Origin of the sequence: Alterotamlana spongicola (assembly GCF_035818475.1) — a bacterium.
GTDB lineage: Bacteria > Bacteroidota > Bacteroidia > Flavobacteriales > Flavobacteriaceae > Cognatitamlana.
The window spans coordinates 48139-68872 of the sequence record NZ_JAYMGV010000004.1 but is presented as its reverse complement, the minus strand read 5'-3'; the positions used below and the strand labels follow the sequence as shown (position 1 = coordinate 68872).

Genomic DNA, 20734 nt, shown 5'->3' with positions numbered 1-20734 from the left:
ACAGTTTAAATTTTTGCCTGATAGGTATATAAGTCATAATACCTGCCACCTTGAGCTATTAACTCATCATGAGTACCTCGTTCTACAATATGACCAGATTCAATAACTAAAATTTGGTCTGCTTTTTTAATTGTACTCAATCTATGTGCAATAACTATGGTTGTTCTGTCTTTAACCAATTGGTTTAAACTTTTCTGAATCAAAGCTTCACTTTCGGTATCCAAATTAGAAGTAGCCTCATCTAAAATAATGATTTTCGGGTCTGCCAAAATGGCCCTGGCAATGGCCAATCTTTGACGCTGGCCACCGGAAAGTTTTATTCCTCTTTCCCCTATTAGGGTTTCCAACCCCTTGTCAAACCTATCCGTAAACTCATTAACATAGGCCGCCTTAACGGCATTTTCTAATTCTGTTTCTGTAGCATTAGGCCTTGGAAACATAATATTTTCTCTTATAGTGCCTTCAAATAAGAATTCATCTTGCAGTACTACACCTAAATGCTGCCTGTAACTACTCAGTTTTACTTTAGATAAATCCTGATTATCAATAGTGACTATCCCCGATTTTGGATTTAAAAATGTAGCAGATAATCCTGCTATTGTTGATTTTCCTGAACCAGAACTCCCCACTAAAGCCGTCACAGAACCTGCAGGAGCCTTAAAACTGATATTATGTAATACTTCTTTGTCTTCTTCATAAGCAAATGACACATTATCAAATACAATCTCCCCGTTTAATTGCTCTAATTGAATAATACGATCCTGATTATCTTCTTCAGCTGTCATATTCATAAGTTCTTCCGTTCTATCCAATCCAGCTAGTGCCTCCGTTAATTGGCTACCAATATTACTCATTTGGACAATAGGCGCAATCATAAAACCTAAAATTAAAGTAAAAAACAGGAAATCCCCTGTGGTCATATCACTTTGAATCATATAATATCCGCCAATTCCCATAATTCCGGTTGTGGCTACTCCAATTAAAAAAGTTGATGAACTGGTCATTAAAGCCGTAGCGGTTAAACTCTTTTTTACATTTTGATATAATTTATCCACCCCTTTTTCAAAAACTCTATTTTCCTGTTCTTCTGCATTAAAAGCTTTTATCACACGAACCCCAGCTAAAGTTTCGGTTAACCGTCCTTTAACCTCCGCATTTATTTTACCTCTTTTTCTAAAAACAGGCCTGATATATTTAAAAGCTCTTAAAGCTATATATCCAAAGATAGACAACGGAATAAACACAAAAAGGGTCATCCATGGGTTTAGCTTTATTAATATGATAAGCGAAACAATGGCCGTAAAGGTCCCGCCTACAAGTTGTACCAAACCGGTTCCTATAAGATTTCTTACGCCTTCTACATCGCTCATAATTCTGGACACTAATGCTCCTGATTTAGTATTATCAAAAAAACTAATAGGCAGTGATAATACTTTTTTCTGAACCTGTGCCCGCAATTCACTAATTAAATATTGTGCCTGAACACTTAAAATTCGTGTCAATGAAAAAGATGTTATAGCCTGTATTAAAATAGCGGTCAAAACAATTGCTATCAAACTAAATAGCTGAGAGGCGTCTTTGCTCGGCACGACATCATCTAAAAGCACTTTGCTCTGCCAAGGTAAAACTAAACCAGCCAAACTACGAATAACGATCAATACCAAACCAATAAAAACTAAGTTACGCTTGGGCCAAATAATGGTTTTAAAAGCCTTTACCATAGTAACTTTGGGCCTACTTTTATCTCTTTTTTTCGAAGAATCTTTAATGTGTTCCATTCCATTTTTTTGAGTTTAGAAAGGTAAGTGTTTTTCTTGAAAATTATTTCATCCACTTCATTAATGAATAAATGGTACAGAAACAAATTTGAAAAATAGAAAAGGTTTATGCTTCATAAAAAAAATAGTCTTCAATGACCATACCTTCTATATTATTACTAAAAATTAGCATAAAAAACCTAGTCTACAACGTGCTTAATTCATTACTTTTAATGCTCTGTATATACAACATATAAAATTAATATAGACACATGAAAATAATTGGTATTGGTAAGAATTATGTGAACGATAAAAATGAAGCTTCCGCACTTAAAACTGGTAATCAGCTTATCTTTTTAAAAGCAGAAAGTACTTTAGTTACTAATAATAAAGATATTGTTTTTCCTAAAATTACTAATGAATTGCTTTATGAAGTAGAATTAGTTGCAAAAATAGGAAAAACAGGTAAAGATATACCTGAAAATGATGCTGTTTCTTATATTGGAGAAATAGGTCTTGGTATTGATTATACAGCAATTGATGTTCTTAAGGCCAGTAGGGCATTACAACAACCCTGGGCTCTGGCTAAAGGGTTTGACGGAGCTTCACCGATATCAAACTTTAAACCGGTTTCTGATTTTCCGGATTTAAACAATATTAATTTTAACCTGCTTATTAATGGCGAAGAAAAACAAGTTGGAAATACCGGCTATATGATTTATAACTTTAGCGAGATTATTGCCTATGTTTCAAAGTTTATGACTTTAGTACCCGGAGATTTGATTTTTACAGGGACACCGGCTACTGGAGCAGGATTAAACATAAAAGGCGATCATTTACAGGCCTTTATTGAAGACACGTTGTTATTGGATTTTAAACTAATTTAGCTACCTTAACAGTATTACTCCTTCAATATACATGAAAAATTCCATTGCAGAACGTGTTAGTGATTTTTTAAAGCGTTACCCGCCCTTTAATATGGTTAAGCCCAAAAACTTAAGGAATATAGCTGCAGAGGTCACCATCATGTATTTAGAAAAAGGGGATACCGTCTTTAAAAAGGAGGATCCCTCTCATGAGTACATTTATGTGATTAGAGATGGTGCTGTGGGCCTGCACTATGAAAATGGAGAGGTAGATGAGATCATGAACATTCATGATACAGGTGATGTATTTGGTTTACAGCCTTTAATATCAAAAGACCCATATCAGTTAACAGCTACAGCCAATGAAGAGTCTATTGTCTATGCAATTCCTGTCAACTTATTTCAATCTGTAACCGATAACAGTGCAAAAATTCAAAAATACCTCATTACGGCTTTTGCTTCAAATATATATGCGCCGTATACTTCTGAAGTAGCGGATAAAATCTTTGTTGATTACCTTCCAAACCGTTCTGAAGATATTGTAAACTTTCAAACCGCCAATTATACCGAAAAACCTATTACATGTGGTGTGCGTTCAACACTAAAAAGTGCCGCTAAAAAAATGAGTTTACATAAAATTGGGTGCATCATTGTAGTTGATTCTGATAAAAAGCCTGTAGGTATTATTACTAATAGTGATATAAAAAACAAAATAGCCACAGGGCTTTTCCCTATTGAGACTCCAGTTACAAACATCATGACTTCCCCGGTAATTACCGGAAAGAAAGATTTAACAGTAGCCAACGGACAGTTGCAAATGATAAAAAACAGCATAGGCCATTTGTGTATTACTAAAGATGGTACAGTGAACTCTAAGCTCATTGGAGTACTTACCCATCATGATGTTTTAGCAACTTTAGGCAATAGCCCAACAGTAATTCTAAAAGAAATAAAACGTGCCAAGCAAACTAAAAAGTTACGTGCCGCTAGGTTAAAGGCAAATGGCTTACTTAAAAGTTATCTGGAACAAAACATTCCCATTTCACATATCATTAATGTGATCTCTCAGGTTAATGATGCCGTAACGGCCAGAGCCATTGATCTTGCTGTTAAAAAAATGGATTCACCTCCTCCGGTTTCCTTTGCCTGGTTAGCGTTAGGAAGCCAAGGTAGACGAGAACAACTCTTATTTACTGATCAGGATAACGCCTTAGTTTTTGAAAATGTATCTAAGGCACAGTATAAAGACACCCAATCTTATTTTTTAGAATTGTCTCGCTTAGTAACCGGCACATTAAACAAAGTTGGTTTTGAATATTGTGAAGCCGATATGATGGCAAGTAATCCGGAATGGTGTAAATCTATTAAGGAATGGCAAGAACAATTTAAACACTGGATTTTAAAGCCTGACCAAAAAGCCATTCTGTTATCATCTATTTTTTTTGATTACAATTGTGTATATGGTAATCAGGATTTAATTGATACGCTAACAGACACTATATATACCAGCTTAAGTGAAACCAGTTTGTTTTATAAATATTTGGGCAGCGATGCTGTTAAAAGCCCATCTCCTTTAGGGTTTTTCAAGCAATTTCTGGTAGAGCAGAACGGCGAACGCAAAGAACTTTTTAATATAAAAAGCAGGGCAGTCATGCCATTAGTTGATTCGGCAAGGTTACTTATTTTAAGTAAACAGATAAGAGGCGTTAACAATACTTATGAACGTTTTGAAAGATTAGCTCAATTAGAGCCAGAAAATAAGGAATTACACGAGTCTTGTGCTTATGCCTTCAAAGCCTTATCAAAATTTAAAACAAAACAAGGTTTATTACATGGTAATTCTGGTAAACTTATAGACTTAGAAACTTTAACTAAAGAAGAAAAGTTGAAACTAAGACGTTGTTTTAAACCTATCCAGGAAATTCAAGAGATTTTGAAAATTCGTTTTGATTTAAAAAACCTTATCTAAATGGTATTGAAATGGTTTAAAAAGGGCAATAAGAATTATCCTGATTTCTGGATGGACTACCTCGAACATTTTAAAAAATTTGAAAAAACACCTATTAAGGAAACGCGCTTTATTGCTTTTGATACTGAAACAACAGGGTTTGACAGAAAAAAAGACAGGGTCCTATCTATTGGTGCTGTAGCATTTACAGGCAAATCTATTCCGGTAAATGGTAGTTTGGAACTGTACCTAGAACAAGATATTTTTAACCCGGACACCGTTGAAATTCATGAATTAATGAAAAGCAGCAAAGTGAATAAAGTATCTGAAATAGAGGCATTAAAAACATTTCTGGCTTATATTAAAAATTCTGTTTTAATTGCTCATCATGCCAATTTTGATAGAAATATGATGAATGAAATGTTGTCAAGGCATGGGCTTGGTATGTTAAAAAACAAGTTTATAGATACCGGAATCCTATTCAATAAATCAAAGCATATTATTTACCGTGAAAATCTAAAAGAGCATTATACTTTAGATGATTTGAGCAAAGCGCTTAACGTACCTATGATTGATAGACATACAGCAAGCGGAGATGCCCTTATAACTGCAATTGTGTTCTTAAAAATTTTATCGCGATTGGAAAAACGTAAAAATTTAGAATGGGGGTATTTGTTGAACAGATAATTAAAAATTATACAGTTTTTGATCATTTTTATTATTAAAAAACCGCACAACAATTAGTAGTTATGCGGTTCTATAATGGTTCACATTTTGATTTGAAAACTATTAAGAGTAGCGTATATATTGTTAAAACATTCTACTACAAAGCATTATCCATAATATCCTGAACAACTTCAGGATTTAGCAACGTACTGGTATCTCCCAAATTGCTCGTATCTTTACAGGCTATTTTTCGTAATATACGTCTCATGATCTTTCCTGATCGTGTCTTTGGAAGACCACTGGTAAATTGAATTTTATTCAACTTGGCTATGGGACCAATATGCTCTGTTATTATTTGATTGATTTCTTTACGTAAATTATTATGGTCTCTGCTTTCTCCTGTGTCTTTTAATATAACATAGCCATATAAAGCGTTGCCTTTAACCTCATGCGGGAATCCTACAATTGCAGATTCTGCCACTGCCGGGTGCTCATTGATGGCATCTTCTATGGGAGCCGTTCCCAGATTATGGCCGGATACTATAATGACATCATCCACCCTACCTGTTATCCGGTAATACCCAACCTCATCACGAAAGGCACCATCTCCTGTGAAATATTTATTCTCATAAGCCGAAAAATAAGTGTCCCTATAGCGCTGATGATTGCCCCAAATGGTTCTTGCCATGCTAGGCCATGGGAATTTTATACAAAGACGCCCCTCTACCTGGTTCCCTTTTTGTTCTTTGCCGTTTTCATCTATTAAAGCCGGCTGTATCCCTATAAATGGCAATGTGGCATAAGTTGGCTTTGTGGGTGTTACAAATGGAATGGGGCTGATCATTATTCCTCCCGTTTCAGTTTGCCACCAGGTATCTACAATGGGGCTTTTCTTTTTGCCTACATTATCGTTATACCAGTGCCATGCTTCTTCATTTATTGGTTCGCCTACTGAACCTAATACTTTTATGGATGATAAGTCATATTGCTCTACCAATTCTATACCTTCTTTTGCCAGAGCCCTTATTGCCGTTGGGGCTGTATAAAACTGATTGACCTTGTGCTTCTCTACAATTTCCCAAAAACGTCCATAATCCGGATAACTGGGTACACCTTCAAACATAACTGTAGTAGCTCCGTTAATCAACGGCCCGTAAACTATATAACTATGCCCTGTTATCCATCCTATATCTGCTGTACACCAATAGATATCTTCTTCTCTATATTGAAATACATTTTTAAAAGTATATGCCGTATGGACCATATACCCTGCTGTAGTATGAACCATTCCCTTGGGCTTACCTGTAGAACCTGACGTATATAAAATAAACAAAGGGTCTTCTGCATTCATAATTTCTGCCTTACAATCTGTTGAGGCCTCATCTAAAAGGGGCTGTAACCATTGGTCTCGCCCTGTCTCCATATGAATATCAGACTCAATGCGTTTAGTCACCAATACAGTTTCTATGCAAGAACAGTCTTTTAAGGCTTCATCTACTATCCCTTTTAAATCAATTGTTTTTGCTCCTCTATAGGAACCATCACTGGTGATGACCATTTTACATGCACTATCATTTATTCGGGTAGCTAAAGCTGTTGATGAAAACCCTGCAAATACCACTGAATGGATGGCTCCTATCCTGGCACAGGCCAGGACTGAGATAGCCAGTTCCGGAATCATAGGCAGATAGATACACACCCGATCTCCTTTTTTTATCCCTTGATTTTTTAAAACATTGGCCAATTTATTGACCCGCTCATGTAGTTGACCATAAGTAATATGTTCCGCAGGTTCTTTTGGATCATTGGGCTCAAAAAGTATAGCCGTTTTATCTTTTCTTGTAGCCAAATGGCGATCTATACAGTTTTCAGTTATGTTCAATCGGGCACCCTCAAACCACTTTACCTCAGGCTTAGTAAAATCCCAACTCAGCACCTTGTCCCATTTTTGTTGCCACATAAAATGCTCCTCAGCGATCTCTTCCCAAAAGTTTTCCGGTTCTCTTACTGATTTTCTGTAAACCTGATAATATTCCTCTAAATGCTTGATGTGATAGTTACTCATGAATTCTATTTAAATCTTATTGTTTATGTTTTGTTTTTAATGCGTTCTAATTTAGTAATTTAATGTAAATAGGATAAACTTTTTTCTACAAACAACATAATTCCCCCTACAGAAAAATAGTTACATATCAATGAGTCGCTTTCCCTGCCCCGCTTGGAATCCTAATGTTTTCAACAATGTCCTGAACATTTGCTGGTGGTGCCGGAGTAAATTTCATAATGATAATAGACACCATAAAATTGAGTATCATAGCTACTGTACCAAACCCTTCCGGCGAAATTCCAAACCACCATTCGCTTTTGTCCGGTAACACCTCATCAAACCAGCCTAATTTATATTTTATCATATATAAAAGCATGGATGTTATCCCTACAACCATACCAGCAATAGCCCCTTCTTTATTCATTCGCTTATAAAAAATTCCAAGAATAATTGCCGGAAAAAAAGACGCTGCTGCTAAACCAAAAGCCAATGCTACTACTGCAGCTACAAACCCGGGCGGATTAATACCAAAGTAACCGGCAACACAAACTGCACCCACAGCTGATAAACGAGCTGCGATCAATTCTCCCTTTTCGGAAATCTTAGGGTTTATTATTTTCTTTATCAGATCGTGAGAAATTGAAGCCGAAATTACCAATAATAATCCTGCTGCCGTTGACAATGCTGCCGCTAAACCACCAGCGGCCACTAAAGCAATAACCCAATCCGGTAATTTTGCAATTTCCGGATTTGCTAATACCATAATATCCCTGTCTACAGTTAGTTCGTTATTATTCTCATTAGCTACATATTGAATACGTCCGTCATTATTCTTATCTGTAAACGTTATTAATCCGGTAGTTTCCCATTTTTTAAACCATTCCGGGACACCTTCATAAGGTTTATTTGAAACTGTTTCAATCATATTGGTTCTTGCAAATACAGCAACTGCCGGTGCAGTGGTATATAATATAACAATTAACAAGAGTGCTATCCCTGCTGATTTCCTTGCATCTTTTACACGTTTTACTGTAAAAAACCGTACAATAACATGTGGTAATCCTGCTGTACCTACCATTAATGCTAAAGTTATAGCAAAAACGTCAATCAAAGGTTTTGAACCTTCAGTGTATTCAGCAAACCCCAACTCAGTACTCAATCCATCTAACTTATCCAGTAAATAGGTCCCGGAACCATCAGCCAAACTTCCTCCAAACCCAAATTGAGGAATTGGATTTCCGGTCATTTGAATAGAAATAAAAATAGCCGGAACCATAAAAGCAAAAATCAGAACACAATATTGTGCTACCTGTGTATATGTAATACCTTTCATACCTCCTAAAACAGCATAAAAAAGCACTATGAGCATTCCAATAATTACCCCTGTATTTATATTGACCTCTAAAAACCGTGAAAACACTATACCTACGCCACGCATTTGCCCTGCTACATAAGTAAACGACACCAGTAGAGCACATAAAACGGCAACAATTCTTGCCGTTTTAGAATAATATCTGTCTCCTATAAAATCGGGAACCGTAAACTTTCCAAATTTTCTTAAATATGGTGCCAGTAATAGAGCTAATAGCACATATCCACCGGTCCACCCCATCAAATATACGGCACCGTCATATCCGGCAAAAGAAATAATACCAGCCATTGAAATAAAGGACGCCGCACTCATCCAATCCGCCGCCGTAGCCATTCCGTTAGCCAATGGCGAAACGCCTCCTCCGGCAACATAAAAGTCTTTTGTAGAGCCTGCTCTGGACCAGATGGCAATTCCTATATATAGTGTAAATGTTATTCCTACTAAAATATAGGTCCAGTTTTGTACACCTATACCTTCTGATAATAAACTATACATCATACCCATATTTTTTATCTAGTTTGTTCATAATACGAACGTAAACAAAAATTAAAATAACAAATACGTACATGGAGCCTTGCTGGGCAAACCAGAACCCTAATTTGAATCCCCCAATCTTAATAATGTTAAGCGCATCTTTAAACAAAATGCCAGCGCCAAAAGACACTAAAAACCATATTAACAATAAAATAAAGAGGTACCTGATATTTTCCTTCCAATAGGCCTTTGCGTTTGCTTTTTCAGACATAAATATTTGTTTTAGTTTAGATATAGATGCTTTATGATTTGCTAAAAAACACTTTTTTAGCTTATAATCCTAATACAAAATTCACATAAAAAGACCCTGTTTTTATTAAAAAAGAAATTGTTGTAGTTAAAACTTGTTATTTTTATTAAAAATTTTTCAGTTTTTTAAAATACATCTTAATTTCATTAACAACTTTAGGAGCCATTATAAGAGTTGCTAACATGGTAGGTATGGCCATTAAAGCAAATACACCATCAATCAAATTCAACATGACACTAAAAGGTGTAGTTGCAGCCAATATAATACTGATTATATAGAGGTAATTATAGTAATGCTTTTTGTCCGCTCCTATTAGAAAAGATAAGCATTTTGTACCGTAATATGCATATGAAAAAAGTGAAGATACACTAAAAATCAATACACAGATCATCAACAAATATTTACCATAACCGGGCATTGCATAATTAAAAGCTGAAGCTGTTAAGCTCACTCCATTATCTGAAGTAGTTTCCCAAACACCGGTCACCAAAATTGCCAAAGCCGTTAATGTACAAACTATCAACGTATCTATTACCGGCCCAAGCATAGCCACTAATCCTTCTCGTACCGGTTCATCAGTTTTTGCCGCACCATGGGCCAATGGAGCTGTACCGATTCCTGCCTCGTTTGAAAAAGCTCCCCTTCGTATTCCTAATAAAATAAGTCCTCCCAAAGCACCACCCATAAAAGCTTTTTCTTTATAAAAATCGGCGCTAAAAGCATCGGTGAAGATCATAACGAAATACTTTGGAACAACATCATAATTGGAAATCAAAATAAATAATACCAAAACAAAATAGAGCAACACCATAAAAGGCACCATTTTGGATGTAGCATTACTAATTCGTTTTAATCCTCCTAGAATAATAATGGATGTAAAAGCCACTAGTACCATTGCTAAAATAAGATTTGATTTTAAACTGACTCCAACACCATTAGGAACTAAAACAATATCATTGATGGCCTGAGTTAATTGGTTAACATTTACAACCGGCAAAGCACCTATCATTCCAAATAGACTAAACATAACCGCCAATGGTTTCCAGGATTTGCCTAAGCCTTCCACAATAAAATACATAGGACCACCCTGCAATTCTCCAGAACTGTCCTTTCCACGATACATAATGGCTAATGTTGATGTAAAAAACTTGGTAGACATACCCACTATAGCGCTTATCCACATCCAAAACATAGCGCCTGGGCCTCCTACAGAAATTGCAACAGCAACACCCGCTATATTTCCCATACCAATAGTAGAAGATAAGGCTGTAGTTAAAGCCTTAAAATGGGAAATTTGCCCCGTAGCATCAGGGTCATCATACTTCCCTCTTAAAATCTGAATAGCATGTCCTAAAAAACGAAATGGCAAAAACCTGGATACTATTAAAAGACACAAACCTCCACCTATTAGTAAAACAACCAAAGGTAAACCCCAGGCATAATTTGAAAACATTTTTATAAGTTCCTCCATATAACATTTTATGATTTTATAAATATATTACTTTACTAATATTATGTTCAAGTAATTAAAAGTATATTTATCCGCACCAAATAATCTACTGAATTAACCTCATGACATAAATTTTGTGGTAAAAAAAGATTTTCATCATATCAGATACTATAACTTTTGTTGATTTTCAACACTAAGAATTAAAAAACGAACACTATGGCTTATGACGAATATTTGGCAGACAGAATACGCCAACAATTAAAAGAAAAACACACTGCATTTTCCGAACTTAAAATGATGGGAGGTCTGTGTTTTAAAGTGAATGATAAAATGTTGTGTGGTATTCATATTGATAAAAAATATGGAGATAGTTTACTTATGGCTCGTATTGGTGAATCTGTTTATGAGAAAGAATTGGAAAAAGATGAGTGCCTGCCTATGGATTTTACCGGCCGCCCAATGCGCGGGTATATTTTTGTGACTCCAGATGGTTTTGATACTGACAACCATTTATCTTATTGGTTAGATTTATGTCTGGATTTTAATCCACTTGCTAAAGCCAGTAAAAGAAAAAAAAAGTGAGATCCCGGTTTCTATTTATATTTGTTTAATTTCAAATCATTTGGTGTTAAATTATGCACAACAAACTCATTGCTATATTGTTTATGTCTTTTGGGCTAAATCTTATTTCTGCCCAAACCTTTAAAATTACAGGTAAAGTTGTAGAGAGTAAAAATAAACAGCCCATTGAATATGCAACTATATCTTTATTGCATACAACTTCTCAAAATCCCATTACAGGAACTATAACCTCTCAAGATGGTTCATTTACATTAAAAACAAATGATACAAATTTCTATATTGAAGTAAGTTTTATAGGGTTTAAATCTAAAACCTTCAAAGATTTTAAAATTACAAACAATAAGATTGACTTAATGACCATTGTTTTATTTGAAGATAATGAAGAACTGGATGAAGTGGTTATTCGAGCTGAAAAATCTCAAATGGAATTCAAATTGGATAAGCGCATCTTTAACGTAGGAGCTGATTTAAGCTCAACAGGTGCCAGTGCCTTAGAAGTTTTAAATAACATCCCTTCGGTAAATGTAAATATTGAAGGAGAAATAAGTTTGCGTGGTAGCCAGGGTGTTCAAATTCTGATAAATGGCAAACCATCAGTTCTTGCAAGTGCAGAAGGTAATGCCTTGGGAAGTATTACCGCTGACATGATAGAAAAAATAGAGGTAATCACCAATCCATCAGCTAAATATGATGCAGAAGGCACATCAGGGATTATTAATATTGTTATAAAAAAATCAGAAAAAAAAGGATTAAACGGTTCTGCTACCCTGAATGTAGGTATCCCTAATAGTAATAGTTTTGGTTTAAGTGTCAATAAGCGAACCGAAAAATTTAACCTGTTTAGTCAACTGGGATTTGGAATTAGAACTTATCCTAGTGAAACGGCATCTATTAATCGTGATTTAGTAAATAACAACACCATAAGTAGTACTGGAGAAAGTGAATTCAATGAGAAATTCAGCAATATTCTTATTGGAACAGATTACCACATAAATGATCTTAACGTAGTTACACTTTCGGCATCCTATGCCTATGAAGTGGAAGATCAAAATTCAACTGCTGATTTTATTCAAAATGATGCTTCAAATACAATAACAGATCGCTGGTTACGCGAAGAAAAAACAGAAGCCACTAATCCTAAATTACGGTATGAATTACAATACAAAAAGGACTTTAAAAGACATAAAGAACAAAGCTTACTATTTAGTGCCCTAGGAAGCTCCTTTAGGAAAGATCAGTTTTCTGATTTTGAGAACACAACACTTATAGGTATCATAGAGGGGTTTAAACAAAAAACACGTACAGATTACAAGTTAGAAGATTATACCTTTAAATTAGACTATACGCACCCGTTTTTAGAAAAGTTCACTATTGAAACCGGATCTCAATATGTTATAAACAGCGTATCCAATGATTTTTCTGTAAGTAATTTTGTAAATGGAGATTGGGTTAACAACCCAGATTTGACCAATGTTTTTGACTTTGGTCAAAAGGTTTTGGGCATCTATTCAACTGCAGCGTTTGAAGGTGACAAATGGGGACTTAAATTAGGGCTTAGACTTGAAAACACAGATATTAATACCTTATTGGAGACCACCAATATAAGTAACCAAAATAATTACACAAACCTATTTCCCAGTGCACATACATCTTATAAGGTTAACGATAATTTTTCATTACAGGCCGGGTATTCAAAAAGAATACGAAGGCCAAGACTGAGGGAATTAAATCCTTTTTCAAATATTAGAAACGATTTTAATATCTCTACCGGTAACCCTGACCTACAACCGGAATTTACAGATTCTTATGAAATTACCAGTATTCATAAAATTGGTAAAGCGTCTTTAAATCTCAGTCTTTACAACAGGTATACCGTTGATGTTATAGAACGTATTACCTCCTTTATAAATAACATAAGCGTTTCCAAACCGGAAAATGTGGGTACAAACCAAAGCACCGGTTTTGAAGCTAATGGTAAATATATGCCTGCTAACTGGTTTACTATTAATGGTGATTTTAACATCATCTATTTTAAGAGAAAAGGGCATTTTGAAATGACTTCATTTGATTTTAAAGGGAATAGATGGTCTACCAGTTTGACTGCCAAATTTAAACTCCCAGCACAGTTTGATTTGGAAATATCAGGAGATTACAGGTCTAAATTTATAACCGTGCAAAGTGAAATTGCTGACAATCTATTTGCCGATTTGGGTTTAAGAAAAAAAATATTCAATGGAAAAACAATTTTAAACCTCAGTATACGTGATGTTTTTGCATCACGTATTGATCAAACTACAACTTCACAACCGGAATTCTATCTATTTAACAGTAGACAGCGCGGACGCTTTATAACTTTTGGAATAAGTTATGGTTTTGGGAAAGGAGAAGCTATGGAGTTTTCTGGTCAACGAAGATGATAAGGGCATTTCTTAACAACAAAATCCGAAAACGAAATAGTTAATAACTTAAGAAAATAATCACCCCAAAACCTGATAAATGTAAGGTTTAAAAACCATGGTATGATTAATTTTGTATCATGAAACATTATTAAGTGATTATGAAAGTGAAATTTACGCTACTTCTGTATCTATTAGTATTATCAACTTTTTCCTGCAAACAGGCCGGCAAAGAAGCACATTCCGATTTAAATCATACAAATCAAAACTCGCATTGGAGTTATTCTGGTGAAACCTCACCGGAACATTGGACTGAAATTGAAAAAAATTCTGATTGTGATGGTCAATTACAATCGCCTGTAAATATTATTCATAGAAGTGCAGATTCTGTAAAAACAGATCATAACTTAAAAATATTATACACTCCAACCACTCTTATAAGTGAGGTTGAAAATAATGGCCATTCTATACAATTTGATTTTGAACCAGGAGATTCCATAAATTATAAAAACGACACTTACTTTTTAAAGCAGATTCATTTTCACGAACCCTCAGAACATAAAATAAACGGGGTTATTTACCCTATTGAAATGCATTTGGTTCATGTAAGTAAATCTGGTAAAATTACTGTATTAGGAGTTTTAGGTGAAGAAGGAGATGAAAGTCAATTATTTGAATTCTTTGAAAGCTTTTTACCTCTTGAAAATGGTTCAAAAAAAGAAATTCATCAAAAAATTGATTTATCCAGTCTATTCTTAGAGGATAAGCATTATTATTCTTATGGTGGTTCATTAACCACACCACCTTGTACTGAAAGTGTGAATTGGGTGGTCTTTAAAGAGCCTATTGTTTTATCGGTTGAAGAGGTTTTAAAGCTAAAAAGCAATATGCCCATTAATAACTATAGAAATGAGCAGCCTTTAAATGGCAGAATAGTACATTATAACTATTAAAGCTTTTAGCGCATTAGCATTGTGTATTTAATTTTAATTGAGAGTCAATTATGCTATCCTCATCATGTCGATACAAATTATAATTGAGGTATGTCATCATACTTTAAAATATATAATGTTGTGAGATTTCTCATTGCATTCTAAATGACAGACAATACTATATTACTAACTTTTCCAGTGCCCTGTCCTAAAATTTAATTCACTTTAGGTTAAGAGCATTTCACTTTTGATTTTGGATGTTTCACCCAATACATCCCAAAATAACACCCCTAACGAATGTATATTTGAATAGAATTAATAACAAAACCGGTTTATAGTAGGTTTAATTGGTTTTACTTCGTTATTAATTAACATAATAGTAAGTTTTTCATATAGTTAGTTTGGTTAGTTTGAAACCGCTCAATCCTCTAAAGGTTGAGCGGTTTTTTTTAGAACGTTATCTTCCTTATTCTTTATTATAATCATTTATGAGATTTCTCACTACGTTCGAAATGACAGACAATACTATATTACTAACTTTTCCGGTGCCCTGTCCTAAAATTCAATTCACTTTGGGTTAAGAGCATTTCACTTTTGATTTTGGACGTTCCACCCAATACACCCCAAAATAACACCCCTAACGAATGTATATTTGAATAGAATTAATAACAAAACCGGTTTATAGTAGGTTTAATTGGTTTTACTTCGTTATTAATTAACATAATAGTAAGTTTTTCATATAGTTAGTTTGGTTAGTTTGAAACCGCTCAATCCTCTAAAGGTTGAGCGGTTTTTTTTAGAAAGTCATCTTCCTTATTCTTTATTATAATCATTTATGAGATTTCTCACTGCATTCGAAATGACAAACGAAACTCTAAATTGGTGTATCTATTTAATATCTTACGAACTTTTCCAGCATTCTAACCCAAAATTCAATTCACTTTAGGTTAAGGGCATTTCACTTTTTATTTTGGACGTTCCACCAAATGCATCCCAAAATATCACCCTTAACGAATGTATATTTGAATAGAATTAATAACAAAACCGGTTTATAGTAGGTTTAATTGGTTTTACTTCGTTATTAATTAACATAATAGTAAGTTTTTCATATAGTTAGTTTGGTTAGTTTGAAACCGCTCAATCCTCTAAAGATTGAGCGGTTTTTTTGTAAAAACAACACCTACATCACTATCAACACATAATTGCCTTTAAATCAAATGTATTTATGGTCGTTTCAAGTTATAATTTGGACGGTTCACCTGAAATGAACTAAATTAAAGCGTAACGTAATAATATATTTGTGCAGAAATAAAAAATAAAAGTAAGATGAAAAATTTCAAGTATTTATTAGTTATAATCGGTGCCCTAACCTTATCTGTATCATCATGTAGCCTTGATGACGACAGTGGCCATGACTACCACCTGGAGTATGTAAATGTTATAAGTGCGGAGCTTCCAGAGACATTTGTTCATGGAAATTCTTATCAGATTGATATTACCATAGAATTACCAAATAGTTGTTATTATTTTTATAATCAATATGATTACATCAAAGACGGCACTTCAAGGCTTATTTACCCTATTGCGCATGTAGATGATGGTGTGCCTTGTACTCTAAACATTTCTGAAACCACATTTTCAATTACCGTAGACGCCTTACAGTCTGAGCCCTATATTTTTAAATTCTATCAAGGGGAAGATGCTGATGGACAAGAGATGTTCTTAACTATTGAAGTTCCTGTTATTACAGAGCGATAGCAGACATTAATTTAAAAATATTATAAAAAAACAGATATATAATATTAAAGAAATTAAAACATAAGCAGATAGTGAACTTTCCTACTGTTAGTATGAGGCCGCTCAATCTTTTAAAAAGATGAGCGGTTTCGCTTTTTTTTATCAAGTCTCCTAACCTTATAATAAGAAAATGATTTCTATGATATATATTATAAAATTCTTGCTGTATTTGAAAAAGACAAACGTGGTTATACTTTAAGGCACTGCCTAACATATACTTTTCCTGCGTTATAACCTAAAATTCAATTCACTCTGAGTCTTGGTTATTTCACTTTATATTTTAGACACTTCACTTAATACATCCCAAAATAACACTTCAAACTAAAGTATATTTGAATAGAATTAATAACAAAACCGATTTACAACAGGTTTTTCCTCGTTATTAATTCAAACTTAATAGTAAGTTTTTCATATAGTTAGTTTGGTTAGTTTGAAACCGCTCAATCTTTAGAGGATTGAGCGGTTTTTTTATAAAGTCACCTCCCTTATACTTTTTTAACTATTTTATAAGACTTCTCCTCGTTTGCTAAACAATATACTTTCAATCAAAATATATTTTGATTTAAGTAGTGTTTGAAATGACAAGCGTGATATAATTTGAAAATAAATGCTACTTTTTCAAATACTCCAAAACATTGCTTTCTATACGCTTTTGAATATCACTGACATCGGCTTTTATAAAGGGTTCTCCGGTGATGTTTTCATAAAGTTCTATATATCGCTCTGAAACCGTATTGATATAGTCATCAGTCATTTCCGGTACGGTCTGTCCTTCAAGCCCCTGAAAGTTGTTGCTGATCAGCCATTGACGTACAAACTCTTTTGATAATTGTTTTTGGGCCTCACCTTTAGCTTGTCGTTCCTCATACCCATCAGCATAAAAGTAACGCGACGAATCTGGCGTGTGGATCTCATCTATTAAAACAATTTGCCCATCTTTAGTTTTTCCAAACTCATATTTGGTATCAACTAAAATTAAGCCTCTTGATGCTGCAATTTCAGAACCTCTCTGAAACAATTTACGTGTATAATCTTCAAGGATAACATAATCTGCTTCTGAAACAATACCTTTAGCCAAAATATCTTCCCTGGAAATATCTTCATCATGATCACCTTGTTCTGCTTTGGTTGCAGGTGTTATAATAGGTTCCGGAAAGGCATCATTTTCTTTCATACCCTCCGGCATAGGCATTCCACAAAGCATACGTTTACCTGCTTTATACTCCCGTGCTGCATGACCCGACATATAGCCACGAATTACCATTTCTACTTTAAAGGGTTCGCATAGATGCCCTACCGCCACGTTTGGATCTGGAGTGGCAGTTAACCAATTGGGTACCAGATCTTCTGTTGCGGCCATCATTTTAGTCGCAATTTGATTTAGTATTTGCCCTTTATATGGAATGCCTTTGGGCATAACCACATCAAAAGCCGATAGCCTATCTGTGGCTATCATAACCAGCTCCCGGTCGTTAATATTATAGACTTCTCTTACTTTTCCTTTGTAAACATTGTTTTGTCCCGGAAAATTGAAATTGGTATCTGTTATGGTGTTACTCATTTTCTTTACTTTTAACTATTAGCTTTGGACTAATAGCTTTTTTTGTTTATTTGTTTTCGTCATTACTAAAAAATAATCACGACGTCATCTGCTTTTATTTGTTAAATGGCCTCATCATATCAAAATAACATGACCTCTCAACATGCTTAACTTTTATGTTTAGCCCCGATTAAGGCATTTGTTGGAGCTCCTCAAAGAGAGCGACTGCCGAAAGCGGGAAATAGCTTCTCATTATTTTTGACTTAATTATATTAATCAATCCCTGTTTTCAATACTCTTATAAGCTGCAATGACCTTTTTAACCAGTTTATGTCGTATCACATCTTTATCGTCTAAAAATATCATTCCTACGCCTTCTACATTCTTTAAGATCAACAAGGCTTCTTTTAACCCGGATATGGTACGTCGGGGTAAGTCTATTTGTCCGGGATCCCCCGTTAAAAGAAATTTTGCATTTTTGCCCATACGTGTTAAGAACATTTTCATTTGCGCATGTGTTGTATTCTGCCCTTCATCAAGAATCACAAAAGCATTATCCAGAGTACGTCCACGCATAAACGCCAAAGGAGCTATTTGTATGGTACCATTCTCAATATAATGCGCCAGTTTTTCCGGGGCTATCATATCGCGTAATGCATCATATAGCGGTTGCATATAGGGGTCTAACTTTTCTTTTAAATCTCCTGGTAAAAATCCCAGATTCTCCCCGGCTTCCACTGCAGGGCGCGTTAAAATAATACGTTTTACTTCTTTATTTTTTAGAGCCTGAACCGCCAGTGCTACTCCGGTATAGGTCTTTCCTGTTCCTGCCGGGCCTATAGCAAAAACCATATCATTTTTTCGCATAAGCTCTACCAACTTACGCTGGTTTGCTGTTTGTGCCTTTATTAACCTGCCTCCTATACCATGCACTATAACCTCCCCACTTTGTTTTGAGGTGGTATAATCGTCACTGCTCTGACTGGTTAATACGCGTTCTATAACATTTTCATCTAATTTATTATACTTAGCAAAATGTTTAAGTAACATGGTAATGCGTCTGTCAAATTCTTCAAGCAATTCTTCATCGCCAAAAGCTTTGATTTTATTTCCGCGTGCTACAATCTTAAGTTTTGGAAAGTACTTTTTAAGAAGTTCAATGTTAGTGTTTTGGGCTCCAAAAAACTCTTTTGGAGTAATCTCTTCAAGTTCAATAATAATTTCGTTCAAAAGCGTTTATTTAATATAGTCCGGGTTAAAACATAAATAAAAATAATGTTTACTCTGATAAAATGATTTATTAGCTTTGTATCACAAAGCGTGAGACTCAAAAATACATAAAATTGAGCGACCTAACCTTAAAAACATATCAACAATTTTGCCCATGGCAATCATCACTTTAACAACTGATTTTGGAGAGAAAGATTACTTTGCTGGTGCGACAAAAGGCGCTATTTACAGTGAACTCCCTGATGTTAAAATTGTTGATATCTCTCATTCGGTATCACCGTTTAATATTCCTGAGGCGGCATACATTATCCAGAACGCTTATAGTAGTTTTCCTAAAGGCACCATTCATATTATTGGAATAGATTCTGAGATCAACCCTGAAAACAAACATATAGCCATTAAGCTAGACGACCATTATTTTATTTGTGCTAACAATGGTATTATGAGTATGATCTGTTCTGAAATTGCTCCTGAGCAAATTGTAGAGATTAATATTCATGATAAGATTAGAACCAGTTTCCCTGTTTTAGATGTGTTTGTAAAAGTGGCTTGCCATATAGCTCGTGGTGGTACACTGGATGTTATTGGAAAACGTATTCCTGAAATTAAGCCTATTAAGAATATTGTACCTTATGTTAATGATGATAAAACCCAGATTATTGGGAGTATAATTTATATTGATAATTACGGTAATGTAGTCACCAATATTAAAAGAAACTTTTTTGAAATCATTCAAAAAGGACGTGACTTTGAAATATCTGCACGTAACTATACCTTCAAAAAAATACATCAAAAATATAGCGATATTGTCAATTTTGAGATTCCTGAAAATAAGCGCCATGATGAAGGTAGAAAGTTGGTTGTATTTAATTCAGGTAACTTTTTAGAAATTGCAGTTTATAAAAGTAACAGTGCTACAGTAGGTAGTGCCTCTACCCTTTTGGGGCTTGGCCTTATGGATGCTGTAAGTATCAAATTTATTCCAAATCCAGTACTTCCAAAGGGTATCGATATTCCCATAAGTACTCATAAAATCTCAGATTTTGAATAAAGAAAAGCTTTCTGGTGTATTTGTTAGAATTGTTAAGATGGGGTTTCATGAGAATCATGTAAAAACCTTTCTTTTTCATTTTAATACCAATAAACAAAAAATCAGAGGTTTTCAAGGATGCCGGTTTTTGGAACTATACCAGGACAAAAAAGATCCTACTATTTTTTTTACTTACAGTTATTGGGACTCTGAAGCGCATTTAGAACGCTACAGACAATCTGAATTATTTAGGAGTGTATGGTCTAAAACCAAACCGTTGTTTAACAGACCTCCTGAAGCCTGGAGTGTTGATAAAATTGAATCATTGGAATAATTA

Annotated in this window: 16 protein-coding genes; 9 read left to right on the top strand and 7 right to left on the bottom strand. The window is 34.6% G+C overall.

Features of this window, described 5'->3' with window-relative positions:
* Positions 1-5: 5 nt before the first annotated feature.
* A complete protein-coding gene (locus tag VOI54_RS16120; protein WP_326284141.1) occupies positions 6-1778 on the bottom strand; it encodes an ABC transporter ATP-binding protein in 1773 nt (590 codons plus the stop codon).
* A gap of 251 nt (positions 1779-2029) precedes the next feature.
* Here VOI54_RS16120 and VOI54_RS16115 point away from each other — a divergent pair, with 251 nt between their 5' ends.
* Genes VOI54_RS16115 through VOI54_RS16105 form a run of 3 tightly spaced genes read left to right on the top strand, consistent with a single transcriptional unit; the run spans position 2030 to position 5258 of the window.
* Positions 2030-2644 carry a fumarylacetoacetate hydrolase family protein gene (locus VOI54_RS16115; protein WP_326284140.1) on the top strand — a complete coding sequence of 205 codons (615 nt, stop codon included), beginning with the start codon at positions 2030-2032 and terminating at the stop codon, positions 2642-2644.
* Between the two features lie 31 nt (positions 2645-2675).
* Positions 2676-4592: a DUF294 nucleotidyltransferase-like domain-containing protein gene (locus VOI54_RS16110; protein WP_326284139.1), complete on the top strand. Its 1917-nt coding sequence runs from the start codon at positions 2676-2678 to the stop codon at positions 4590-4592.
* A complete protein-coding gene (locus VOI54_RS16105; protein ID WP_326284136.1) occupies positions 4593-5258 on the top strand; it encodes a 3'-5' exonuclease in 666 nt (221 codons plus the stop codon).
* 136 nt (positions 5259-5394) lie between these two features.
* On the opposite strand, the gene acs is transcribed toward VOI54_RS16105, so the two are convergent.
* The 4 genes from acs to VOI54_RS16085 form a co-directional block, all read right to left on the bottom strand.
* Positions 5395-7302: an acetate--CoA ligase gene (gene acs / locus VOI54_RS16100; RefSeq protein WP_326284135.1), complete on the bottom strand. Its 1908-nt coding sequence runs from the start codon at positions 7300-7302 to the stop codon at positions 5395-5397.
* A gap of 127 nt (positions 7303-7429) precedes the next feature.
* Complete coding sequence (locus VOI54_RS16095; protein ID WP_326284299.1) at positions 7430-9127, bottom strand: sodium:solute symporter family protein; 1698 nt, start codon at positions 9125-9127, stop codon at positions 7430-7432.
* A 16-nt stretch (positions 9128-9143) separates the two neighbouring features.
* The gene (locus tag VOI54_RS16090) at positions 9144-9401 is read right to left on the bottom strand and encodes a DUF4212 domain-containing protein (protein WP_326284133.1); all 258 of its coding nucleotides are present in this window, start codon (positions 9399-9401) and stop codon (positions 9144-9146) included.
* 145 nt (positions 9402-9546) lie between these two features.
* On the bottom strand, positions 9547-10911 hold the full coding sequence (locus VOI54_RS16085; protein WP_326284132.1) for an alanine/glycine:cation symporter family protein: 1365 nt from the start codon (positions 10909-10911) through the stop codon (positions 9547-9549).
* A gap of 195 nt (positions 10912-11106) precedes the next feature.
* Between VOI54_RS16085 and VOI54_RS16080 the strand changes: the two genes are divergently transcribed.
* The 4 genes from VOI54_RS16080 to VOI54_RS16065 all read left to right on the top strand — a co-directional run bounded on the left by VOI54_RS16080 (position 11107) and on the right by VOI54_RS16065 (position 16558).
* The gene (locus VOI54_RS16080) at positions 11107-11472 is read left to right on the top strand and encodes a TfoX/Sxy family protein (RefSeq protein ID WP_326284130.1); all 366 of its coding nucleotides are present in this window, start codon (positions 11107-11109) and stop codon (positions 11470-11472) included.
* 53 nt (positions 11473-11525) lie between these two features.
* Positions 11526-13889 (top strand): TonB-dependent receptor domain-containing protein, encoded by a 2364-nt coding sequence (locus VOI54_RS16075; RefSeq protein WP_326284129.1) that lies wholly within the window; start codon positions 11526-11528, stop codon positions 13887-13889.
* A 140-nt stretch (positions 13890-14029) separates the two neighbouring features.
* Positions 14030-14821: a carbonic anhydrase gene (locus VOI54_RS16070; protein WP_326284127.1), complete on the top strand. Its 792-nt coding sequence runs from the start codon at positions 14030-14032 to the stop codon at positions 14819-14821.
* A 1305-nt stretch (positions 14822-16126) separates the two neighbouring features.
* Positions 16127-16558 (top strand): hypothetical protein, encoded by a 432-nt coding sequence (locus VOI54_RS16065; RefSeq protein WP_326284125.1) that lies wholly within the window; start codon positions 16127-16129, stop codon positions 16556-16558.
* Between the two features lie 649 nt (positions 16559-17207).
* Here the strand turns inward: VOI54_RS16065 and VOI54_RS16060 are convergent.
* The gene (locus VOI54_RS16060; protein WP_326284123.1) at positions 17208-18158 is read right to left on the bottom strand and encodes a phosphoribosylaminoimidazolesuccinocarboxamide synthase; all 951 of its coding nucleotides are present in this window, start codon (positions 18156-18158) and stop codon (positions 17208-17210) included.
* A 255-nt stretch (positions 18159-18413) separates the two neighbouring features.
* Complete coding sequence (locus tag VOI54_RS16055) at positions 18414-19367, bottom strand: PhoH family protein (protein ID WP_326284122.1); 954 nt, start codon at positions 19365-19367, stop codon at positions 18414-18416.
* A gap of 154 nt (positions 19368-19521) precedes the next feature.
* On the opposite strand from VOI54_RS16055, the gene VOI54_RS16050 reads away from it, so the two are divergent.
* Positions 19522-20418 (top strand): SAM hydrolase/SAM-dependent halogenase family protein, encoded by an 897-nt coding sequence (locus tag VOI54_RS16050; protein ID WP_326284120.1) that lies wholly within the window; start codon positions 19522-19524, stop codon positions 20416-20418.
* Complete coding sequence (locus VOI54_RS16045) at positions 20411-20731, top strand: putative quinol monooxygenase (protein ID WP_326284119.1); 321 nt, start codon at positions 20411-20413, stop codon at positions 20729-20731. The genes VOI54_RS16050 and VOI54_RS16045 overlap by 8 nt, the downstream gene beginning before the upstream one ends.
* Positions 20732-20734: the final 3 nt, after the last annotated feature.

Coding starts and splice junctions, on each gene's coding strand:
- VOI54_RS16075 (WP_326284129.1), top strand. CDS start 11,526: ATGCACAACAAACTCATTGCTATATTGTTTATGTCTTTTGGGCTAAAT.
- VOI54_RS16115 (WP_326284140.1), top strand. CDS start 2,030: ATGAAAATAATTGGTATTGGTAAGAATTATGTGAACGATAAAAATGAA.
- VOI54_RS16065 (WP_326284125.1), top strand. CDS start 16,127: ATGAAAAATTTCAAGTATTTATTAGTTATAATCGGTGCCCTAACCTTA.
- VOI54_RS16060 (WP_326284123.1), bottom strand. CDS start 18,158: ATGAGTAACACCATAACAGATACCAATTTCAATTTTCCGGGACAAAAC.
- VOI54_RS16070 (WP_326284127.1), top strand. CDS start 14,030: ATGAAAGTGAAATTTACGCTACTTCTGTATCTATTAGTATTATCAACT.
- VOI54_RS16120 (WP_326284141.1), bottom strand. CDS start 1,778: ATGGAACACATTAAAGATTCTTCGAAAAAAAGAGATAAAAGTAGGCCC.
- VOI54_RS16085 (WP_326284132.1), bottom strand. CDS start 10,911: ATGGAGGAACTTATAAAAATGTTTTCAAATTATGCCTGGGGTTTACCT.
- VOI54_RS16050 (WP_326284120.1), top strand. CDS start 19,522: ATGGCAATCATCACTTTAACAACTGATTTTGGAGAGAAAGATTACTTT.
- acs (WP_326284135.1), bottom strand. CDS start 7,302: ATGAGTAACTATCACATCAAGCATTTAGAGGAATATTATCAGGTTTAC.
- VOI54_RS16105 (WP_326284136.1), top strand. CDS start 4,593: ATGGTATTGAAATGGTTTAAAAAGGGCAATAAGAATTATCCTGATTTC.
- VOI54_RS16110 (WP_326284139.1), top strand. CDS start 2,676: ATGAAAAATTCCATTGCAGAACGTGTTAGTGATTTTTTAAAGCGTTAC.
- VOI54_RS16090 (WP_326284133.1), bottom strand. CDS start 9,401: ATGTCTGAAAAAGCAAACGCAAAGGCCTATTGGAAGGAAAATATCAGG.
- VOI54_RS16080 (WP_326284130.1), top strand. CDS start 11,107: ATGGCTTATGACGAATATTTGGCAGACAGAATACGCCAACAATTAAAA.